An 18,716-nucleotide genomic window follows, 5' to 3' on the forward strand; every position below is an offset into this window, starting at 1 on the left:
GCACCTCAGAACGTCCCCCGCCGGAGGCCCACGATGCCGCCGATGCCGAGCGCGACGATGGCGATGCCGACGAACTGAATCGTCGACAGCGGGACGACGCCGGAGAGGCCGGCTGTCCCGACCACGCCGACGATGATGCCCGAGATGAGTTCCGGCGCGTTGACGAAGAGATCGCCCAGCGCGGCACCGAGGTCTCCCAGCGACATCCCGGCCTCGTAGAGACCGCCAAGGACGCCCACGGTGAGCGCCGAGAGGAATCCGACCCCGCCGCCGATGGCACGCTTGGAACGCGCTCCGACGCCAGCACCGACTTCTGAGGCGGTCTTCTCGTCTTCGTACTCCGCCCACGCGAAGCCGATGAGCACCAGCGCCGCGAAGCCGCCGAGCACGGCCAGCCAGTTCGATGTCAGCAGTTCGAGGACGTTCATCGACCCGCCTCCGTCGACGTCGGTTCTGTTTCCGTTCGATTCGTCGTCTGCGTGTTACTTCGTTGCATTTCGTGAACTCCTAAGTTTGAACAGCGAAACCGCGAGCATCCCGAGCGCCGCCGCGAAGAACAGCGCGTTCCACGGCAGCGCCGGGAGCAGTTGGGGACCGATGAATCGCGTGAACAGCGACGCGATGCCGTACCAGTCGCCCGAGAGCAGGAACGCCGGGTCGAGCGTCACGAACGACTTGAGGTAGAGCACCGCACCGGCGAGGACGCTCCCGAGAACCGCCGCGCCTCGTTCGAGCGGGTTCTGTTGGTCGTCGCTCACGGGAGCAACCCTCCGAGACCGGGGACCGCATCGACGATGATCCGGACGACCAGATAGACGACGAGCGTCGCGACCGCCGCCAACAGCGCCGACGCGAACCCACCGGCAATCGGGGCGGCGAGGCCGGCGTCCATCAACGGACCTGCGAGGAGGTCGCGGAACATCGTCGGCAGCTCCAGAACCGGCGTGAGCCCCTCCCACGCACTCTCACCGGCCGTTCCGAAAGCTGACTCCATCACGGTGGTCGTCGTCGCGACCGCCCAGTCGACGGTCTCGAACGCGAACTCCGCGGGCCGGAAAAAGACGTTCGTCACGACCCACGTCCCGATGGTCGTCACGATGAACGTCGCCGGGGCTTTCAGGAACGACTCGAGTTGGTCCGGGTTGTCGGAGAACGACGTGAGCGTGCCCAAGACGCTGAGGCCGCCGTCGTCGCTCTCGCTGTCAGTACCGGTCCTCTGGTCGGGACCGGAAGGCGCACCGGAGTTGTTGTAGGTCTCGCCGCCGGTGTCCGGCGCGTTCACGAGACGACCCTCCGAAGGTCCCAGATGGTCGCGACGATGACGAGCACGGCGACCGCTTCAAGGGCCAACAGCACCGGCGCAAACGGGCCGAACTCGACCGCCGCGATTGCCGCTGCTCGCCAACTATCGGCCACCACTCCCGCACTCTCGCCGAGCGCGTTCGAGACGAACGCCGTCAGAAACCGCCCGACGAAGTTGATGAGCGCGACCTGCGCGCTCACCAGTACCGACAGCAGTTCGATTTGGACCGAACCGAAGAGCGTCACAGCCGCCGCGAGAAGCGTTCCGACGAGTTGCTTGACTCGGATAGAGCCGTCGTCCGCGACGTACTGCTCGGCATCAGTTCCCGACATGAGTCACCCCCAGGTGTCGCCGGGAGCCGACCGCGCCGCGGTCGCGTTGCTGACCCACCGTCATCACTCCTCGTCGGTGAAGTCGCCGTCTTCGTCGTTTCCGATGACCGGCAGGTCGATGCCCAGGCCCGGCACGTCCGAGTCGCGGCGGTCGAGATACCACGTCAGGATCATGACCACACCGATGGCGACGACGGCCGCAATCCACGGGAGGAACGGCCCGAGTTCGGCGAACGGCCCGGTCAGGAGCGAATCCGCCGCCGATTGGAACGACGCCGAGACGAACTCCGCCGGGTCACGAGTCAGCGCGAACACCCACGCCTCGCCACCGATGCCGAAGGCGTCCAACAGCGTGACGGGGAGGTTGACGACCGACTCTCCGAGTGCGATGACCGCCGACCCGGCGAAGACGGCGATGCCGCTCACGGTCGCGATGAACGCCTGACCGAAGTTGTCGAATCGGTCGGCGAAGTCGATGTAACTCCGCGCGCCGTCCAGACGCGGCCCGCTCGACCCGCTCGACGACGAACTGCCCCCAGAGGCGTCAGGCGCGTTCACCACCGTTCAGGCCCCCGAGCGCTTCGATGCGATGCCGACGGTCGCAGCGATAGTCGCGAGGCCGGCGGCGATCCAGTTCGTAAAGCCGGAGAGGAACGAGAACCAGCCGCCGTCGCCCGACGAGAAGCCCGCGCCGCCGAGCGCCGACGGCTGCATCGCGTCGTACTGGTCCTCGGTCACCTTGTACTCGTACTTGATGACCGTGTCCTGTCCGGGCTGGACGGTGTCGTCGAGCGTGACCGACGCATTCAGCGACGTGTACAGCGCCGTCTTGTCCGTCCACGACTCGATATCCTCGAACGCGGTCGACTCCGAGACGCCCTCGGCAAGTTCGACCGAGAGGACGCGGTCACGCGTCACCGACTGCTCGTCGGTGAGCGCCGGGAACTGGTAGTCGAGGTCGTACACGTCCGGCAGCGCCATCCGGTACTGGACCGTGACGGTCCCGAAGTAGCCGGGGTACTTGTTGCCGGTTTCTTTGAACTTGACGTCGACGTCCTCGGCGTCGAGTCGCTCGGCCGTGAAGTTCGCGTCGAAGGTCAGCCCCTTGATGGCCGCCGAACTCGCCCACGACCCGAGCGAAGAGAGTTCGTTCACCGCGAGCGTTCCCGAGGCGTTCTTCTCGTACACGTCGACTGTCTCGAGTTCGTCGTCGTTGTCCGTATTCTCAAGGCGCGTGCCGAGCTTGTACTTCGAGAGCTTCTCGAGGTTCAGCATCGACATCGTCACGTCCGCGTCGCCGTCGCGGACGACGACCTGCACCGATTCGAGCGTCCCGACGGAGCCGTCTCCCGCAGTAATGAGGTCCATCTGGCCCATCTGCTCTTGGAAGACGTAGCCCGAGCCGGTCGCGTTCGCGATGAGGTTCGAGCCGGACGTGCGAGACGTGTTGATTTCGGCCGCGTAGTAGTCACCGTCGTCGTCGACCGCGCGAAGTTCGACGACCGCGCCGGCGTCGAGTTCGGCGACGTCGACGGCGGTCGCGAGATGCTTCTTCTGGATGTCGCTGTCGATAGAGAAGTTCGAGAACTCGAAGACTGCCACATCGCCGCTCGTCTGCGAGGTCGTCGAGAACCGCACGCCGTCGACGCCGGACGCCGGCGAGTCGGACATGAGCGTCGTCGTGCCCACCGTGTCGGACTCGTTGACGGTCCACTCGTTCGCGTCGAGTGCGGAGACGTTCTCCTTGTCGACCGGGAACGCACCGAAGTCCGCGGCGTCGACGTGCGTCGGGTAGAACGAGTACGGGTTGTCGATCGAGTCGTTCACCTCGGCGTCCGCGAGGACGAGCTCACCGTCGTTGTTCTCGTAGCGGAGCGGTGAGTCCCACGAGGCGTTGTGCGTCGCCTTCGTGAGTTGGACGCCGTACTGCGGGTTCGGCGTCGCGTCCGCCGAGAAGTCGATCTCAGAGGATGCGTCGGTGGCCGCGGCCGGCGTGGTCAACAGGAGGACGGCCATCGCGACCGACAGGAGCGAGAACAGGCGACTACTCCCCGACATGGTTCACCCCCGCTGCGGCGGACCGGTAGGCGATGACGCCGAGTCCGGCGGCGGCACTCGCGGTGACGAGCGCGGCGAACTGCATGCCGCCGCCCGCCGATGCCCAGAGCCACCCCGCAACCGACGCGAGCAGCATCGCTCCCGCCATCGCGTAGTCTCGGGTCTTGCCGGCGAGTCCGTAGCCGTCGACGCGACTCCGGGTGTGTGCGCGCACCCCGCCGTCGGCTTCGAGGTCGTCTTCGACGTAGGACACGCACACGTCGGTCGGGAGTCGGACACGGGGGTCGGTGGCCGCGTCCACGTCGACTTCGATGTCTCCCTCGAGGTCGGAGACGGCCATTGCGTGGGTGTGCCCGTTCGCGGTGACTGCCACGTCACCCATCGAGCGGGTCCTCCGTCGACTCGATAGTTGCTTCGTCGGACGCGAAAAGCGACTCCCACTCTTCGACCTCCGAGCGTCGGTACTCGACGATTTCTCCGTGAACTCCAGTTGGAGTTCGGTCAGCTCCCTCAGTCATGGTTCGCCGGCGACCTCGTTCGGCGTCGCCGACGATTCAAGAAACGCTAGAAGACACGATAAGACGCTGAAAATCCGGACTTGTCGGGAATCGTTGGGGCCCGTCTTGCGTCGTCAAGACGGGTCATCTCACCAAGATTGTTATCTAGATTGGTACAGCAGGTTCGTCCATGGCAGTCACCGAAACAGACGCCGAGCGAATCGAAGTCCTGCAAGCGCTGTTGAACGCCGACAAACGGTCGGCGTATCGGTCAGGGAACGGTATTGTGATTTCGCCGCCGCAGATCGAAGCCGGCGTCGAGTACGCTGTGTTTGGTGGCGACGTGGACGTTCCTGATGTGTTGGAGGAGCAGTGTGTCGCGAAAATCTATCGAGTGGACGGTGCGGGTTCATCGCGGTAGCTGTATACTGTGAGTTCAGCACGGAGTCGACATTCATTCAGCGGACTCTGTTAACATCCGGAGTTGACAGAACATTCGTGCAACAGGGGCCGAATCAGCACACGCTATCTGAGCGAATTTTCGCCATCTCGTCGGTTGTAGTCCGGATATAGGCTCAAACGAAACTACCGTGTTGCCTCATCGATGGCCTTGACGAACTCTTCAGCGTGTTGCGACCCGAGGAGGACTGAACGCCCATCCTTTCGTTCGATCCAGATACCCTGACTGCCACTCACGTTGTATGCCATCTTCCCAGGTGCCCACCGGATCCCCCAGCCCCCAAACTCACGTAGTGGTTTGTACTCCTTGGACTCGTAGTGCTCAATCTCCATCCACGTGATTCGACGGAATGACCGGTGAAGAGGCCACATTTTGAAATAGACACCGTCAACTCTCACCTCTGTCTGGAGGCGAAGACTATAGACGAGTCCAGCAACCGGTACGATGACAATTAGTCCGGCCCAGGAGATGGGTCCAGAAACGACCATGAGAAGTGCAATCCCTCCAAGAAGTGCCCAGAGCCATAGCTGGCGAAACCGTTGCACTTCACGAAATACCGGGTCATCGTCCATGAGTAGGTCGTACAGAATAGTCGCTACTCGGTAATGTGGATTCGGGCCCCGAGGTGAAATCCACCGGAATGAACGCTCTATTCAGTATCGATGCGACAGCTCACCTCGCCTCGCGTCGGTCCGCGGAGTACGCATACAGATAGGTACACACGAGAATCGCCGCGCCAAGGCCAACCATATTCTGTAGGAGATCCGTGACCGTCACGACGAACATGAGCGAAAACACGCCGTAACACCCTAGGCCTGCAAAGAGACACATCGTGAATCGCTTTCGAACCCAGTACAGCTCGTGTTCGCGTTTCTGTGGGAGACCATCAACCACCGGCCAGTACGAGCCTGCGATGAAGCCGACCGCAATTGCACACACGAACAGCAACAACAGGGCTTGCGCATTCCCACCCAGTAGCTCACTCGGCGTCCAGTGGGTGACGGCACTCACGGCGAGGATCGACGCGCTCCCGACCGTTGGAGACGCGATGGCGGCGATACCAGCGCCCTGGCAGGCGGCCATAAATCGAGTCAGCGGGTCGGGACGAGTGGGACCGTACGATTCGACCGACATCGTGACCGAGTCCACTCGCGGCTCGTAGTTGGCTATTTCGGCAGGTAGTACTTCCCTCGGGACATGCCCGTGGATAACCCACTTCGCTACTGCAAAAACACCAGATACTGTTCTTCAGCAATACTGACTGCCTCGTGATAGTTTTCCTGAGGGCTTTCGGTGTCCATCGCAGTCGATTATCGACGCACAAGCGACTCCGCTACGACATCGTCAAGCGCTACGGTGAGGTCTCGTCTACCTCATCACGCAGCGTACGAGGCACATATCTCCGTACCAAAATCGAAGGCGACCCGCCGTCGGTATCTCGGTGCGCTCGAACGGGACCGACTCATCAAACAAGAGAGGGCGACGCGGGGGACTCGGTATCGACTCGTTGAGCCGTAGTCTTACGACGCTGCTGCGGCTGTGTCGTTGTTCTCCATGTCGAATGGAAGGTTAATGACTAACTCATCAAACCAGACGACTGGTCGCTTACTCTGGCCCTCTTGCTCGAAGAAGATGACACCCAATCGAGCGAGACGGTTGAGTTCTTCGTGGACGTTCTTCACGTCACGGTTGACTACGCGGGCCGTCTCGTTGATGCTGGATGGTTCTTCCCGACGGATAGCTTTGATGAGGTCAAGCGTTCGCGGGGTTAGCGTAGCCATCAGGTCATCATAGCTTGTGAATGTAATCGTCGGTGTGGAGTCTACAGAGTCGCCATCTGTGAGAGCGGTGAGACTCTCGGTAACGTCCTCTTCGAACTCTCGCTCCGATTTTACCGTAACGACGAGTGTCGATTCGGCTTCGAGTAGTTCGCGTTCCATCGGGTGCAGCGGTGGCACAGTATCTGACATTGGGACATCCCTCAGATGGCCTCACTTAAGTTCGAACTCCGATTTCGGTATCTCGCTCCAGAACCGCTCCCAGAGTTCGACGATTCCGGGGAACTCAATGATCTCTGGGTCAGGGTTCGGCGCGACGTGGAGTTCGTGGCCTTTTGTGTCTTCGTGTGAGTTATCGTACCGACGGATCGTTCCATCCTTGAGAGTGCGTTCAGAGTCTGGTTGTATCGCACCGTAGTGGAGCTTGTAGGCCCACCCAGATGGGTACGCATCATCTGAGGTTCGCATGCAGAACACTCGAACCACAGTTCCGTCGGGGTATTTCTCCCCTCTGCTCACACCATCAAGGTCGTCGTCGGCCAGCGAGGCCATCCTCAGCTATTGGTACGTGGACCAATGGCATAACTCTAGCCATTGGTCTGGGTGCCAAGGGCACATCTCCGTGCCGAGATCGAAGGCGACCCGCCGTCGGTATCTCGGTGCGCTCGAACGGTATCGACTCGTCGAGTCGTGAGTGACAAAACGGTTAATACTGTCAAGGCGATACGTCCTTACAACGCATGTCCGCTGACAAACGAATCCCGGTGACCGAAGAGACTCGGGAAGAACTTCACGAACTAAAAAAGCCGGGGCAGACATACGACGATCTCCTCAAGGAGCTTGCCCAAAGTCGTCGTCGTGAAGACCTCGAAAAGCGCTTCCAAGAGCTGGAGGACGCAGACAGTGCTGATCTAACCTCCCTCGAGGATGTCTGAGGACGACTACGCTGTTCTTCTTGCTGATCAACCACGCGAGTTCTTGAGTGTCGCCGATGAGAAGACGACACGAATTTGCAAGGAGAAGCTGGGATACCTGAGCGAGAACCCATATCCAGGGCGAGGACGCGGGGATAAAGAGAAGTTGCCCATCGACGGGCGACGTGATCGGTTCCGTATGCACGTCTCACGGACCTACACAGCGATTTACACCGTCTTGGAAGACGAAAAAGAGGTTCGCGTCGTCGAAATACTACCAATCGACGATGCCCACAAGCGATACGGTTTCTGACAATCTATTAAGTATCTCAATCCAGCGGTATCCTCGCGACTCAACGCGGGAGGAGATCAATCTCAGAGGCTACGGTGCAGCAGCACCGATGTTGTTGTTCGAGTTGTTGAATGGAAGGTCGATCGTCTCCCTACGCTGGCCACCAGTGGAACTGATTCATAGCTCTCGTTAGACACAGTATCTATCATCGGTGCTCATGATCTTGGAGTCGGATTTTCTACACCCTTTTCAAACACTGATTTCGGGTTGAGGGATGCTACACCCCCGGAATTCACGGGTGTACATGGACGCCAAGTTCCCGCAAGGGTGTACCCGATAATTCCCGACCAAGGGTGTAGAAATTCGCCGGCAAAAACGAGGTCCCCACATTCGAAACGAATCCCAATCCCTCGATTTGTGGGTTAGTGCGCCCTCTCTCGGCTTTGTAGCTTCACCAACACGTGTCTTGACGCCGCTCACACGGGCACCTGAGCAGGTCGAATCGACCCCCTCAAACACCCGAATCGCCGGTACACCCCAACAAAAGTGGGGTGTACCGGGAGATTTCGGAACGCGATTGCGTCCCAATTTCGGGTGTGACGAAGCATCTGTGTGCGCTGGTTCGACGCGTTCTGAACACCCTCGCTTCCGTCGCTACTGCCAGTTGTGGAGCCTCTCGACTCGAACTGTGGGTTCGTTCGATTGCGTCGTGAAACGACTGTGCTTCGGTTCGACCCCATGCATCCGCGATTCGATTGCGATTCGAGCGTGTTGTTCCGGGAGAAATTGTGGGTGTACAAACACTTGATTCGGCCAATTCGGACAGCCCTCATTACCGATTAAGTACCCCCCACATCGATATCTCCAGCAAAATGATCGCCCGAGAGGAAGTATTCGACGTTGACGCCTTCGTACCCGCCGATCTCGTCCACCGGAACCACGAGTTGAACCTCCTCTCGACGGCTCTCTCACCCATTCTCAACGGTAAGTCGGGATCGAACACCATCGTCACCGGTCCCTCGGGAGTGGGGAAGACGACAACCGCGCGGTTCGGACTCGCGCAGCTCCAAACCGAGGCGGACGTCGTCACGAAGTACGTCAACTGCTGGGACGACCACCGGCCGTGGGTCGTCCTCTACGACATTCTCTCGGAGGTCGGGAAAGTGTGGGACCTCCACCGACGGTCGACGGCCCACGACATGCTCCTGACCCGGCTTCGGGAGTCCATCGACAAACCGTACGTCGTCATCCTCGACGAAGTCGACCGCTTGGACGAAACAGACCTACTGTATAGTCTGGATGCGATTCCAGAACTGACGCTCGTGTTGATCACGAACCGCGAAGAAGAACTGTTCGCCTCGATGGACGAGCGGGTTCACTCGCGGTTCCGGTCGGGCGTACGGATTTACTGCGAACCCTACCGCGTCTCGGAGCTGGTCGAGATTCTCGATGCGCGAGTTCGGGAGGGACTGCAGTACGACGTGCCGACGGAGATTCTCGAACGAATCGCCGACCACGCCGCCGGCGATGCTCGCGTGTCGATTCGGTCGCTCTATCGAGCCGCGAAGTTGGCCGGCGATGATGTGATAACGTCGGCCGTCGTCGACGAGGCAGTTCCGTTGGCGCGTGGGGAGTTACGCCAGAAGACGACGAGTCAATTGAAGGTCCACGAAGCGACGCTGCTGGAACTCGTTCGCGAGCACGGCCCGCTGAAGATGGGTGAGTTGCGGCCGCTGTATATCGAGGAATCCGGAGAGGAACGGGCGGCACGGTCGCTTCGGCGTGACCTGCAGAAGTTGGCCGACTACAACTTGGTAGAAGCGCGAGGGGAGACGAATGGGCGGCGGTATGTGGGGTTGTGAGCTGACCTATGAGATGACAAAGATAGCTTTTGAGATGATTCACACTAACGGATGAACTGAAATAGTGGCAGACCCACCGAAATTTGACAGGTTGTCTTCAGCTTAGCACAGACAGTACTTACTTCCCTTACTGTGTCACTTCTATTAGTGAATGACTGAGTATAACGAGGGATTGATTCCATCAGATACTCTTGAGTCAATGACTCGTGAGTGGTCATATGAAAAAGTCGACTCACGGACCCACCAGTGGTCTCGTCCATTAGACAGAGATGAGATAGACTGGGATATTTCGAATGTTGACCTCGTTGGTACTGATGTTCCTGTCCGTATTGTTAGTCTCGAATACCATGAGCAATGGTCTATACATGGGTTGGAAACTGCAGGACCCGATAATCACCGTCCCGGGTTCATCGAAACAATTTCATCTGAATACGTCACTTCCGCGGACAGCCTAGAAGAGGCAGTCAAGATTGTCAGAGAATTTGTTGAACAGCTCTCTTAGGTCTAATTACAGCGGCCGTCAGGGAATATTAGTGATACACCGTGAGGACCAATAGTTACTTTCCGCTTTCGAGTGTCCACGTGAGCACCGCCCCTCGGTGATGAACCTCGTGTTGAAGCCCAGAGAACGGAACAACATTGTCGACCTCAATTGAATGGTCTGTCCAATGGGTGACATCAGCCGCGAACTTGTCAGCTATCTCTTCCCCTGTGATCTCTGTTCCAGCACCCTCGACTGGCCGATAATACATCCCCAAGAATGATTTCGTAGATTGAATTTCAGCCGCGGCCAGCTTATTCACATCGTGAATGAACGAACGCGGATTCCGATCCTGAAACGGGTTGAAAACCTTACTAAACTCCCGGGCGTACGGATTTCCATTGGCCTTCTGGAAGCGGAACAACTTCGCCTCACAATACTCTGATTTCTCGTCCGCTTCGAGATAGAGATCAGCTGCTTGCCCGCCTGGATAACGAACCGTGGATACGTCGCTTTTTGCCGTTGAAATCAGTCCGTCAAACAGGTCCCGCTGGGTGACGGCCTGCACGAGTGAATCGATTTGGTCGTCCTCATCGTGAGGGCCAATTCCCGGACCATACGTCCGGTTTTCTCCAATCTCGGCGTCTACCTTCTGAATCACGTCTACAAACGAATCAGCGAGTTGGCCAACGAGACTTCGCGTACTGCTCATACAACAATCCATAGGATAGAACCCATGTTTGTAATTCCTCTTTCAAGTCGAGAACGTACTGTGAGTAGACTCGGTACGAGAACGACTAGTCTATGTGCATAATGTGTATTAGGTGCACGAACGTTCAGGATCCACCTTCGACTGTCATGATACAGACAAGTACTGATGTCGAAGGAGATCGATTACGAGACGGCGGAGGAACTACTCCGGGAGACGTGGCGCGAGGTGACTGAGAGTAGTCAGTCAGAGTACGTGGATAAAGACGAACTCAGAGATGAGATACGCCAAATTGTCTCCGCAGACAAGTATGGAACGAGAACGTTCAAGTATATCTTCGTGACGAACGTACTCTCGAAGGCGGTCAATCCTGAGGTACACACGTTAGCGCTGAAAGACAGTAGTACACTCGATGGCTCGTTTAACTCTGGAGGGTTAGCGACAGACGTCGTCACCGATTGGGAGAAGGACAATGGTGAGCGATTAGGAGGATCGAACGAACCACGGACAAATAGCGTCTACTATCGTCAGGCAGAACTCAACCGAGACTACGAGGTTCGGAATAACGAGCTATATCAGACGCTGATCGATGTACTGCTGGAGCTCCAAGAGGGCGTCGAGAACGGGTCGATAGCACCAATCGACATGCTCCGTCAGACACTCTACGAGGTATCGAGACTCGATCCGACGACAGTCAGTTACACGAACCCACCTGATGTTCCGTATCTCGACCTCGAAGCGGTCGTTCGCGAGTACTTGACTGAATCAAGTACTGGTGAACGACTCGCGGCCGTCACCGCTGGCGTACTCGATGCCCAGTACTTCGTCGCCGATAAAGATGATGCGTATATCAAAGTTGACCACGTGAACGTTGCCGACGAGAACTCGAACGCCGCTGGCGACATCGAAGTGTTCGCATCGGATGACGAAGCTGAGCTGCTACAAGCAGTTGAGGTGAAAGACAAACCAGCGACGAAAGCTGACATTCAACACTCGATCACTACCGGCCGTGAACACGAGTTGGGTGAGTATCTCTTCGTGCTCGGTCAGGGGTTCAGATCGGAAGCCGAACGTAAGCGGGCCATGGCCGCAATCGAAGATGCGGAAATCGAACTCATTCTCCTCACACACGACGATCTCCTCAGTAGTCTGAAATTCCAGCGGAGAGCAGGCCGACGTCGCTTCCGAGAGTCCGTCGGAGAGTTCCTCAACGATATGCGAGCACAGGAGGATAGCAAAGCCAACTGGAAAGCAGGAATCGAATCGTTAGCCCAATAAACGCAGTCTACAGTGACACTTCCGCGTTCAGAACGGAGAGACGATCACTCTTGCTGCCGCTTGGATCTTCTTGCACGTCTTCAGTCAGCCTGATTTCGGGATCGCTATCGAGCCGTCGCCGAAGTAACTCGAGTACGTCGACAGCCTGTGCGATGCGCTTTCCACGGCCGACGATTGACACAGATTCTCCTCGTTCGAGCTTCGGGAGAATAGATTCGACGTAGTGCCACGGGGAGTATTCAGGTGAAACAGTCACGGTCGCATCGATGTCGACCGAGGCGTTCCCACCGTCTGCACGGACGGAGGCCGATCTCTCCGTATCGCTGACAGCTGGTGTTTCGATGCCCAACTGTTCCAGCATCGCTCGAACAATCGACTCTGCAAGTCCAGGAGGGACCGAGTTTCCGATCTGTCGTTGAACCTCACGGCATGGGCCACAGATTTCGTAGTCGACCGGAATGTCCATCAAGCGCATCTCCTCCAAGAAGGAGTAGCGACGAGACCGCCAGTGGAAAGGTCCGACGTACGTTCCCGGCGAGGCTTGGAGCGTCCATGTCGGGCGGTCTGGGTCTTGTTTGAGGAGGTAGTTGTAGTGTCGCGAACGCCAGTCAAACACCTTCTCATCGAGTTCGTCATCGTCTCGCTCCACGTACTCGCCCTTCTCGGGGACGTACTTCCGCTCAGAGAAATGCTGGTAGTTGCCACCTGGCGGAACATCCTTGAGAAGGTAGCCGTACTTGCCGCCGACAGCGTTCACGTACCCACTATCAGCCGTCAACTCGGCATCGACATCGAAGTCAGTCAGTGCTTCCTCAGCAGTCACCCACGAGGGCTTTCCAGTAATCGGGTTCTTCGCTTCGACGTGCGTCGGATCGGGGAAGTATGGCTTCTCGTCGTCGCGAAAGCCGACGATGAAGAGTCGCTCGCGCGTTTGTGGCACCCCGTAGTCAGCGGCGTTCAGTACAGAGTGGTTGAGCGTGTACCCCGCGTCGGCAAACGCCCGCGTGATAATCTCGAAGTCATCGCCGTCGTTTGCGGACGCCAGTCCACGGACGTTCTCGAAGACGAACGCCTTCGGCTGTATCTCCTCGAGCAGTCGAACGTACTCCTCGAACAGCAACCCACGTTCAGCGTCAGTCCCCTGTCGCATCCCCTCGTTCGATCGAGAAAACGTCTGGCATGGTGGTCCACCGACGATGAAATCGATCTCGTCGGTCCCAGCGGCTTCGAGCAATTCCTCAGCGGAGATATCGTGGATATCACCCTCAACGACCGACCAGTCGTACTTCGCATCCGTTCCAGCAAGTCCGGCTTCGTACTCCGAACTGTTCGCTCGGAGCGACGCCGCAGCGTGTTCATCCGCATCGAGCGTTACTAATGTCTCTACCCCAGCGCGGTGGAGGCCGATATCAATCCCGCCCAGCCCAGAGAAGAGGCTAATCGCAGTAGGGCCGCTCATCGTTGTTATCTGTATTTTGGCGAACGGCTACAAGAGTGTTCTTACTGGAGATATCTGGGTTCCATGGCATCGTGTTTGAGCTGCTTGATTGGTGGCTGGATCTGATTCTTCGAGTTCTATGTACATTATGTGCAGTAGCGCTCTTATGTACAGCTCAAGCAGACACGTCTGTCAATGCCAGAGCCGCATACTGTGAAGGCCCGTGTCCACCACGGATCCGAATCTCTCGATTTGACTATTCCTGCTGAAATGAAGCGTGAACACGGGATTTCTGCGGGAGATGTCTTTCTTGTCGGCGTCGACGAAGACGGTGATCGCCTGACCCTCGAGTACGAACGAATACACGAGGTGGAGTGAGTCGAATATTCATCGGTCAGTCAACATCAAAATGAGACGTCATAGTCACTCGTGTAGCGGGGTCGCTGAACAGACATCAAGGTACTCGCAACGATGGCACTTGGCAGGGTTTGTCGTCGGTTCCGTAGGGCGCTCATCTCGCCAGTACCCGAGTGCCCAGTTGAGTTCGTTTAGGTACTCGATTCGGGAATAATCGAAGACGTGGTAGAACACGTTATCATCGAGTTTGTGGTCGCCGACGCCAAACGAAGGATAGTCGCTAAGAAGTTCCTGTTGGAGGACTTTAGCACGTTCGAGACCAAGGTCGCGAGAGTGGCTTAGAATCCCGATTCGGAGGTCTTCGGTGTCGAACCCAAGTCGATCAAGTATGAACCCGTACAACCAGACCTGAATCCGCTGGTTATCGTACACTTGGCTGGGTCGAGAGGAAGTTTTTCGGTCGAAAACAACCTGTGGTTTTTGATTCTCGAAGACGATGGCGTCTGGTTTCCCGCCTAGATAGAACTCAGCGGCGTCGCCAACGAAACCAGACTCGACGATTATTTGGAGGTCACCACTCTCAATCCCCTCCCAGAGTTCATCGTCAGACACTTCCACAGCATCCTCGGCAGCTTTCTTGTGGACTTCTGTTCCTTTCGTCTTTTCTTCCGTCTCAACGTCGCCATGCTTCTCACGAAGGTCGAGGGTCTGCTCGCAGTAGAACTGTTGGCCGATTTGACTCGGATAGAGTTGCTTGTTTTTGTGTTCGACGTACTCTGTGGCAAGTTGGTCGCGTCGAGCCCGGATCTCGTTGAGTGTCATTGCTCAGTTAGTACTTTCTCTGTACGACCATCACCTTCCCTCTTATAAGATTGCTAACTGCTTTGAGCAAATGCAAGACGATAGTACTCACCAGAAATGTCTAATTACAGTACTTATTAGACGCCCGAGAGCAACGAAATACGCCGTCTTGGATGGAGTCCCCCCTGCAAAGACTTCCAGATCCTACGATAGTTGTATATTTACGCATGATTTTACAAAATTCTAGATATACTCCCAAAACCTTCGGAGTACCATTATTACATTGATATTGTATCAATATACAAACTATCAATGCCTTCAGAGTATGAGTCGTAATTGTACTCTCCAGGAACTGAATAACTCATCTGCACCTCAAAAAGACTCCTTGACGCCTCCCATGCACCAATTGTGGACAGTTTAGTACTTTGAGGAGCGACGACGACATTTCGTTTAGATATTCGGTCTTGGATGATGTCACTTACAATCTCTCTAGTGCCATCAATTGATGCTGCTGGGAATTGAAACGTATCTACCTCTGGCTGTGCTAAAATCATGTCCTGTTCATTTTCATTTCTATCTAGGAAATCTGGATTGGTTGGTGGGTCGCCTATTCCAAGCATCACCTCGGATGCCTCAAACTCTTCAATTATCTTTTCAGCCCGATTACTCTCAAACCCAGATAAAAGAACTAACGTCGTGGGACGTGTTGATTGATGTATTCCTGCCTGGCCAAGGATATTCCTAATATTTCTATGCCCCCTACTCAGCCATTCACCATGGCTCTTTGGTGACACATAAAATACATTTGGATCTTGGGGCTCAAATCGATAATAGAGCAGATTTAGGAGAATTAGAAGAGTCTCTTTACTGAAACACGTTGAGTCAATACTAACTCGGAGAGAGTTGTCTGACTCAAAACCGAGATCTGCCATTTCATTCTCAAATGCCTGAAGCTGTTTGCCAGAATTCAACCAACTTCCTTTAGCTACTCGAACCTCATCACAGTAGTCTTCAAGCTCATTTTTTAATGACTTTAGGTTGTCTTTTGTCGACTCTACACCGTAATCAGATAGCAACTCCTCATTCACATACACAATACCGACTTTAGCGCGGTACCCGGTTGAAAGAGCATCCACTACTGCTGTTGCACGCGGTTCGAAACCAGCGCTCACAATGAAGAGGTCGTCCTTTTCAGTATCTTGAAGTAACCCTCCTTTGGACCTGAACTCTCTATAGCTGAATTTCTTGGTCATTAGTTGAAATCCTCCAGCCCACTTTGTCTTTCATCATCACCTAGGACCCTGCGAACAAATTCCTGTGGGTCATTGCAACCCTCTTCTAGTTGGCGTTGTGTGAGTCTGATCCTCCCTTGGAACCCTGTTGGGTCAATTTTAAATTGTGGGGCAAGCCTCCGATTCAAGATATACCAGTCTTCTCTTCCCCCTCCATCTTTACTACTGTATGTATCCTTTTGGAAATATTGCATAGCCCGACCAAGCTCAAGTACTGATTTCACTTCGGAGTCCTCATCAATCTCTTCTCGGATAGTAAACGAAAATATCCGTGGCTCGCGTGAATCTTTGTCATGGAGGCGGTTATAGAATAGTTGACCGAGAGATTTAACTAACGTAATTAATTTGTCAAGGTGACTCCGTCGCTCTGGTTTCAGGTCTTTCTTCATCTTCTCAGGCTCACCAATCAACAAGTCTCGGGAATACTCTCGCAATATTTTATCTTGAATTCTGGGAGGTATCTCTTCCATCTCATCTACATCCACTCCATCGCTTTTCAGTTCTTCAACCATTAGGAAGCATGGATCGAGGAAATACCGTATTCTCCCAGAAGAGATATGGACTAAATTTTCGAAGCCTGCGTAACTTTTTCTATTTTTTCTATCTGCTAATTCCTGGAACAGTCTTGCATTTGCATATCTGTTAATAAAGTCGGAGCGTTCTCCCGGTTCATCTTCTTCAACCCATTCTTCTGCTACTTGTTCTTTAATTTCTTCAAGTAATTCTTGCTCAAACTCGTTTTTAGGGAGAAATTCCTCGATGTTGTTTGCTGGAATTTCTGATAACTCTAGTCTTTTGTTCGCAATTTCGCGGACTTTTTGAGCGTAGTTGCTATCATTCCTAGTATAAATCTCATCAATCGAAACCTCTGTGTAGTCGTGCGGTATCTCAATTCTTCCGCGACCTACCGTGCTGAATGTTTCATATCTTTCCTTACTAGATGAAACCTTGACGCAAACTGTTCCCTGATCCCGGTTCGCAATCCACGTGTTAACAACTTGTTGTTGGCGCTTCGTCAAATGGAATGCATCATCAAGCAGGATATATATCGGCACATTTGGCTGCTGTAGCAGATTTTGGACATTTGAAATTAGTGGCAAGAGGAAATCGTGGTAACCGCTTGTTGCTCCTTGATAGCGAGCGTCTTCTGAGAATGGGACTTTGTTCAGGTAATGAGTGACTCTCCGCTTTTCTTCTTCAAACAACTTGTTTAGCCATTTAAGTGGAGAATCGGACTTGTTGTGGTAATTATCTGCTTGGTTTTTTGACGCTGCAATTGAGGCGGTATCAAACAAGTTTGCAGCACGTTCTGCAAATTCTACCTTGTCATCTATATTGAAATAATCCTCAGGAAACTGTGATGAAAGTACAGATGTAACCTCTTCTGCTATTGATAAGTTTAGGAGGTGCTCAGTAATTACACGTGCTTCCGCGTTGCTCAGTAGGTTCAACTCTTCTTTATCAATTTCACCTTTACTACAAGGTGTATAAACACCGACATATGGGTCGTTCTTGGAGAAGAATTCTTCAACTCCTCCAGCTTCGATAAACTGACATTGTGGTTCCATATACCGAAGAATGAAACTCTTCCCTGATCCTCTTGAGCCCCATAAGAAGGAGTGCTTCTGCTGGTTAATTGCTGAGAAGCGTGTGTGTTTCTTAACAAATAGATCGACAATTGTTTCTGGTGAGACTTGATCTAAGGCATCAGGACTGTGGACAGTAAACGGGTTTTCTGAGATGTTAATCATTATTTCTCGACCGCCTCAAGTTTTTCCGGGTTAAGATTTTGATTCTTTTCAAAGAACTTGTCATAGATCTCTACGTTAGGATATCCATCTGCCCCCGCGAGACCTGACACACCGAGTGTTTCATTTATTTCTTCTTCAATTTCACCCACTTCACCCATTAAACTCAGCCTCACGTGCATATCTCTTATATCAACGAACTCCCTGAACTCGGAAGCGCAGTACACTTTCTCGTTGTTCATTTTCTCAAGCCGACATATTATGTATTCTATGAGGGTGATCTCCCCATCTGTGGCTCGAGATTGGTACTCGTCCGGAACAGGGAACCGTTTCATTGCACTTTCCTCTGTCAATTCAATATTGACACTAACTGTGTTCCGTCTCGGCTTGGGGACAATACCCGTGATCGAGTCTGCAAATCGCCAATATATTTCACTTTCTTCGGGTACGTTCTCCCAAATAGCCCTACCCGCACTTACCCTCTCTTGGTTCTCAGAGATTTCGTCAGCAAATCTCAACAATGCAGACAATGATCTGGATTTTACAGTAAACGACTCATGTCCGATCGTGACTTCGGTCTTCGTTCGTGGTATCTCTAGCCCATTCTTTCCGTCCCCGGTATGTGCTTTGACGATTCGGCTGACGACACTTTGTATACCTGTATTTGGGAAGGCGAGATCTTGGATCTCCTTGGCGATTCTCGCGGTTTCATCTTCATGCCCTGCCCGTTGGCTTACCATTCCCACGTCATGCCAAATGGTGGCAGTAAGTAGAAGATACATATCCATATAGCTAAGAGATCCGTACTCATCTGATTCCATTTCCTCACTTAGGAGGCAATTCAATTGGTTGATTACGGATTTAACATGCTTCTCCCCATGGTCTGTAAACCACTGACAATTATTGAGCACCCACGGGTAGTACTGTCGCTCTAGATATTTCTTCACATTTCTGTAATTGTGCAGTAGTGTGTCAGCAGACTCGCTGCCGTCATCAGCAATTGATTCCAATGCTTCCTCAAGTGTTGGCATATTTATACTTAATGGGCGTCAAATCCATTCGTTGTCCGGACAAGGTGATGGATATTACTATACCCTTCGATTGAATAGAAAGTAG

At 54.5% G+C, this 18,716-nt stretch carries 25 protein-coding genes; 7 read left to right on the forward strand and 18 right to left on the reverse strand.

The window, feature by feature from the left end; translation table 11 throughout:
- Positions 1-5: 5 nt before the first annotated feature.
- The 8 genes from C5B90_RS02895 to C5B90_RS20495 all read right to left on the reverse strand — a co-directional run bounded on the left by C5B90_RS02895 (position 6) and on the right by C5B90_RS20495 (position 4,211).
- Positions 6-428: a hypothetical protein gene (locus tag C5B90_RS02895; protein ID WP_115878963.1), complete on the reverse strand. Its 423-nt coding sequence runs from the start codon at positions 426-428 to the stop codon at positions 6-8.
- Positions 429-482: 54 nt separating this feature from the next.
- Positions 483-758, reverse strand: a complete 276-nt coding sequence (locus C5B90_RS02900) for a hypothetical protein (protein ID WP_115828036.1) — start codon at positions 756-758, stop codon at positions 483-485.
- Positions 755-1,282 carry a hypothetical protein gene (locus C5B90_RS02905; protein WP_199517429.1) on the reverse strand — a complete coding sequence of 176 codons (528 nt, stop codon included), beginning with the start codon at positions 1,280-1,282 and terminating at the stop codon, positions 755-757. Before C5B90_RS02905 ends, C5B90_RS02900 begins: the two co-directional genes overlap by 4 nt.
- Complete coding sequence (locus C5B90_RS02910; RefSeq protein WP_115878965.1) at positions 1,279-1,635, reverse strand: hypothetical protein; 357 nt, start codon at positions 1,633-1,635, stop codon at positions 1,279-1,281. Before C5B90_RS02910 ends, C5B90_RS02905 begins: the two co-directional genes overlap by 4 nt.
- Before the next feature lie 63 nt (positions 1,636-1,698).
- Positions 1,699-2,196: a hypothetical protein gene (locus tag C5B90_RS02915; RefSeq protein ID WP_052367908.1), complete on the reverse strand. Its 498-nt coding sequence runs from the start codon at positions 2,194-2,196 to the stop codon at positions 1,699-1,701.
- A 3-nt stretch (positions 2,197-2,199) separates the two neighbouring features.
- The gene (locus C5B90_RS02920; RefSeq protein WP_115878967.1) at positions 2,200-3,693 is read right to left on the reverse strand and encodes a hypothetical protein; all 1,494 of its coding nucleotides are present in this window, start codon (positions 3,691-3,693) and stop codon (positions 2,200-2,202) included.
- On the reverse strand, positions 3,680-4,075 hold the full coding sequence (locus tag C5B90_RS02925; protein WP_115878969.1) for a hypothetical protein: 396 nt from the start codon (positions 4,073-4,075) through the stop codon (positions 3,680-3,682). Before C5B90_RS02925 ends, C5B90_RS02920 begins: the two co-directional genes overlap by 14 nt.
- A complete protein-coding gene (locus tag C5B90_RS20495) occupies positions 4,068-4,211 on the reverse strand; it encodes a hypothetical protein (RefSeq protein WP_158547209.1) in 144 nt (47 codons plus the stop codon). Before C5B90_RS20495 ends, C5B90_RS02925 begins: the two co-directional genes overlap by 8 nt.
- A 169-nt stretch (positions 4,212-4,380) precedes the next feature.
- Here C5B90_RS20495 and C5B90_RS02930 point away from each other — a divergent pair, with 169 nt between their 5' ends.
- Positions 4,381-4,611 carry a hypothetical protein gene (locus C5B90_RS02930; protein ID WP_004972454.1) on the forward strand — a complete coding sequence of 77 codons (231 nt, stop codon included), beginning with the start codon at positions 4,381-4,383 and terminating at the stop codon, positions 4,609-4,611.
- A gap of 164 nt (positions 4,612-4,775) precedes the next feature.
- On the opposite strand, the gene C5B90_RS02935 is transcribed toward C5B90_RS02930, so the two are convergent.
- From C5B90_RS02935 to C5B90_RS02955, 4 genes are all read right to left on the reverse strand, one after another.
- Positions 4,776-5,222, reverse strand: a complete 447-nt coding sequence (locus C5B90_RS02935) for a hypothetical protein (RefSeq protein ID WP_115878971.1) — start codon at positions 5,220-5,222, stop codon at positions 4,776-4,778.
- A 100-nt stretch (positions 5,223-5,322) separates the two neighbouring features.
- Positions 5,323-5,733 (reverse strand): hypothetical protein, encoded by a 411-nt coding sequence (locus tag C5B90_RS02940; RefSeq protein ID WP_115878973.1) that lies wholly within the window; start codon positions 5,731-5,733, stop codon positions 5,323-5,325.
- Positions 5,734-6,170: 437 nt separating this feature from the next.
- A complete protein-coding gene (locus C5B90_RS02950; RefSeq protein ID WP_394337526.1) occupies positions 6,171-6,620 on the reverse strand; it encodes a hypothetical protein in 450 nt (149 codons plus the stop codon).
- Positions 6,621-6,641: 21 nt separating this feature from the next.
- On the reverse strand, positions 6,642-6,980 hold the full coding sequence (locus tag C5B90_RS02955; protein ID WP_115878977.1) for a DUF6516 family protein: 339 nt from the start codon (positions 6,978-6,980) through the stop codon (positions 6,642-6,644).
- 188 nt (positions 6,981-7,168) lie between these two features.
- Between C5B90_RS02955 and C5B90_RS02960 the strand changes: the two genes are divergently transcribed.
- The 4 genes from C5B90_RS02960 to C5B90_RS02975 all read left to right on the forward strand — a co-directional run bounded on the left by C5B90_RS02960 (position 7,169) and on the right by C5B90_RS02975 (position 9,998).
- On the forward strand, positions 7,169-7,363 hold the full coding sequence (locus C5B90_RS02960; RefSeq protein ID WP_115878979.1) for a hypothetical protein: 195 nt from the start codon (positions 7,169-7,171) through the stop codon (positions 7,361-7,363).
- On the forward strand, positions 7,356-7,655 hold the full coding sequence (locus tag C5B90_RS02965) for a type II toxin-antitoxin system RelE/ParE family toxin (protein WP_115878981.1): 300 nt from the start codon (positions 7,356-7,358) through the stop codon (positions 7,653-7,655). The genes C5B90_RS02960 and C5B90_RS02965 overlap by 8 nt, the downstream gene beginning before the upstream one ends.
- Before the next feature lie 851 nt (positions 7,656-8,506).
- Entirely contained in the window at positions 8,507-9,496 is a 990-nt protein-coding gene (locus C5B90_RS02970; RefSeq protein ID WP_115878983.1) for a Cdc6/Cdc18 family protein, read from the forward strand.
- A 151-nt stretch (positions 9,497-9,647) separates the two neighbouring features.
- Positions 9,648-9,998 (forward strand): hypothetical protein, encoded by a 351-nt coding sequence (locus tag C5B90_RS02975; RefSeq protein ID WP_115878985.1) that lies wholly within the window; start codon positions 9,648-9,650, stop codon positions 9,996-9,998.
- Between the two features lie 55 nt (positions 9,999-10,053).
- Here C5B90_RS02975 and C5B90_RS02980 read toward each other — a convergent pair whose 3' ends face one another.
- Entirely contained in the window at positions 10,054-10,689 is a 636-nt protein-coding gene (locus C5B90_RS02980; RefSeq protein ID WP_115878987.1) for a hypothetical protein, read from the reverse strand.
- 165 nt (positions 10,690-10,854) lie between these two features.
- Between C5B90_RS02980 and C5B90_RS02985 the strand changes: the two genes are divergently transcribed.
- Positions 10,855-11,964 carry a restriction endonuclease, SacI family gene (locus C5B90_RS02985; RefSeq protein ID WP_115878989.1) on the forward strand — a complete coding sequence of 370 codons (1,110 nt, stop codon included), beginning with the start codon at positions 10,855-10,857 and terminating at the stop codon, positions 11,962-11,964.
- A gap of 7 nt (positions 11,965-11,971) precedes the next feature.
- Here the strand turns inward: C5B90_RS02985 and dcm are convergent, their stop codons facing one another.
- Positions 11,972-13,423: a DNA (cytosine-5-)-methyltransferase gene (gene dcm / locus C5B90_RS02990; RefSeq protein ID WP_115878991.1), complete on the reverse strand. Its 1,452-nt coding sequence runs from the start codon at positions 13,421-13,423 to the stop codon at positions 11,972-11,974.
- Positions 13,424-13,597: 174 nt separating this feature from the next.
- Between dcm and C5B90_RS20230 the strand changes: the two genes are divergently transcribed.
- Positions 13,598-13,780, forward strand: coding sequence for an AbrB/MazE/SpoVT family DNA-binding domain-containing protein (locus C5B90_RS20230; RefSeq protein ID WP_148708188.1), 183 nt, complete (start codon positions 13,598-13,600; stop codon positions 13,778-13,780).
- A 45-nt stretch (positions 13,781-13,825) separates the two neighbouring features.
- On the opposite strand, the gene C5B90_RS02995 is transcribed toward C5B90_RS20230, so the two are convergent.
- The 4 genes from C5B90_RS02995 to C5B90_RS20245 all read right to left on the reverse strand — a co-directional run bounded on the left by C5B90_RS02995 (position 13,826) and on the right by C5B90_RS20245 (position 18,631).
- Positions 13,826-14,581: a PD-(D/E)XK nuclease family protein gene (locus C5B90_RS02995; RefSeq protein ID WP_115878993.1), complete on the reverse strand. Its 756-nt coding sequence runs from the start codon at positions 14,579-14,581 to the stop codon at positions 13,826-13,828.
- A 257-nt stretch (positions 14,582-14,838) separates the two neighbouring features.
- Positions 14,839-15,813, reverse strand: coding sequence for a hypothetical protein (locus tag C5B90_RS20235; RefSeq protein ID WP_148708189.1), 975 nt, complete (start codon positions 15,811-15,813; stop codon positions 14,839-14,841).
- Positions 15,813-17,603, reverse strand: a complete 1,791-nt coding sequence (locus C5B90_RS20240; protein ID WP_148708190.1) for a hypothetical protein — start codon at positions 17,601-17,603, stop codon at positions 15,813-15,815. Before C5B90_RS20240 ends, C5B90_RS20235 begins: the two co-directional genes overlap by 1 nt.
- Positions 17,603-18,631 carry an HD domain-containing protein gene (locus tag C5B90_RS20245; protein ID WP_148708191.1) on the reverse strand — a complete coding sequence of 343 codons (1,029 nt, stop codon included), beginning with the start codon at positions 18,629-18,631 and terminating at the stop codon, positions 17,603-17,605. The genes C5B90_RS20240 and C5B90_RS20245 overlap by 1 nt, the downstream gene beginning before the upstream one ends.
- Positions 18,632-18,716: the final 85 nt, after the last annotated feature.

Origin of the sequence: Haloferax sp. Atlit-12N (assembly GCF_003383095.1) — an archaeon.
Lineage (GTDB): Archaea > Halobacteriota > Halobacteria > Halobacteriales > Haloferacaceae > Haloferax.

Coding starts and splice junctions, on each gene's coding strand:
- C5B90_RS02895 (WP_115878963.1), bottom strand. CDS start 428: ATGAACGTCCTCGAACTGCTGACATCGAACTGGCTGGCCGTGCTCGGC.
- C5B90_RS02910 (WP_115878965.1), bottom strand. CDS start 1,635: ATGTCGGGAACTGATGCCGAGCAGTACGTCGCGGACGACGGCTCTATC.
- C5B90_RS02920 (WP_115878967.1), bottom strand. CDS start 3,693: ATGTCGGGGAGTAGTCGCCTGTTCTCGCTCCTGTCGGTCGCGATGGCC.
- C5B90_RS02925 (WP_115878969.1), bottom strand. CDS start 4,075: ATGGGTGACGTGGCAGTCACCGCGAACGGGCACACCCACGCAATGGCC.
- C5B90_RS20495 (WP_158547209.1), bottom strand. CDS start 4,211: ATGACTGAGGGAGCTGACCGAACTCCAACTGGAGTTCACGGAGAAATC.
- C5B90_RS02930 (WP_004972454.1), top strand. CDS start 4,381: ATGGCAGTCACCGAAACAGACGCCGAGCGAATCGAAGTCCTGCAAGCG.
- C5B90_RS02935 (WP_115878971.1), bottom strand. CDS start 5,222: ATGGACGATGACCCGGTATTTCGTGAAGTGCAACGGTTTCGCCAGCTA.
- C5B90_RS02940 (WP_115878973.1), bottom strand. CDS start 5,733: ATGGCCGCCTGCCAGGGCGCTGGTATCGCCGCCATCGCGTCTCCAACG.
- C5B90_RS02950 (WP_394337526.1), bottom strand. CDS start 6,620: ATGTCAGATACTGTGCCACCGCTGCACCCGATGGAACGCGAACTACTC.
- C5B90_RS02955 (WP_115878977.1), bottom strand. CDS start 6,980: ATGGCCTCGCTGGCCGACGACGACCTTGATGGTGTGAGCAGAGGGGAG.
- C5B90_RS02960 (WP_115878979.1), top strand. CDS start 7,169: ATGTCCGCTGACAAACGAATCCCGGTGACCGAAGAGACTCGGGAAGAA.
- C5B90_RS02965 (WP_115878981.1), top strand. CDS start 7,356: ATGTCTGAGGACGACTACGCTGTTCTTCTTGCTGATCAACCACGCGAG.
- C5B90_RS02970 (WP_115878983.1), top strand. CDS start 8,507: ATGATCGCCCGAGAGGAAGTATTCGACGTTGACGCCTTCGTACCCGCC.
- C5B90_RS02975 (WP_115878985.1), top strand. CDS start 9,648: ATGACTGAGTATAACGAGGGATTGATTCCATCAGATACTCTTGAGTCA.
- C5B90_RS02980 (WP_115878987.1), bottom strand. CDS start 10,689: ATGAGCAGTACGCGAAGTCTCGTTGGCCAACTCGCTGATTCGTTTGTA.
- C5B90_RS02985 (WP_115878989.1), top strand. CDS start 10,855: ATGTCGAAGGAGATCGATTACGAGACGGCGGAGGAACTACTCCGGGAG.
- dcm (WP_115878991.1), bottom strand. CDS start 13,423: ATGAGCGGCCCTACTGCGATTAGCCTCTTCTCTGGGCTGGGCGGGATT.
- C5B90_RS20230 (WP_148708188.1), top strand. CDS start 13,598: ATGCCAGAGCCGCATACTGTGAAGGCCCGTGTCCACCACGGATCCGAA.
- C5B90_RS02995 (WP_115878993.1), bottom strand. CDS start 14,581: ATGACACTCAACGAGATCCGGGCTCGACGCGACCAACTTGCCACAGAG.
- C5B90_RS20235 (WP_148708189.1), bottom strand. CDS start 15,813: ATGACCAAGAAATTCAGCTATAGAGAGTTCAGGTCCAAAGGAGGGTTA.
- C5B90_RS20240 (WP_148708190.1), bottom strand. CDS start 17,603: ATGATTAACATCTCAGAAAACCCGTTTACTGTCCACAGTCCTGATGCC.
- C5B90_RS20245 (WP_148708191.1), bottom strand. CDS start 18,631: ATGCCAACACTTGAGGAAGCATTGGAATCAATTGCTGATGACGGCAGC.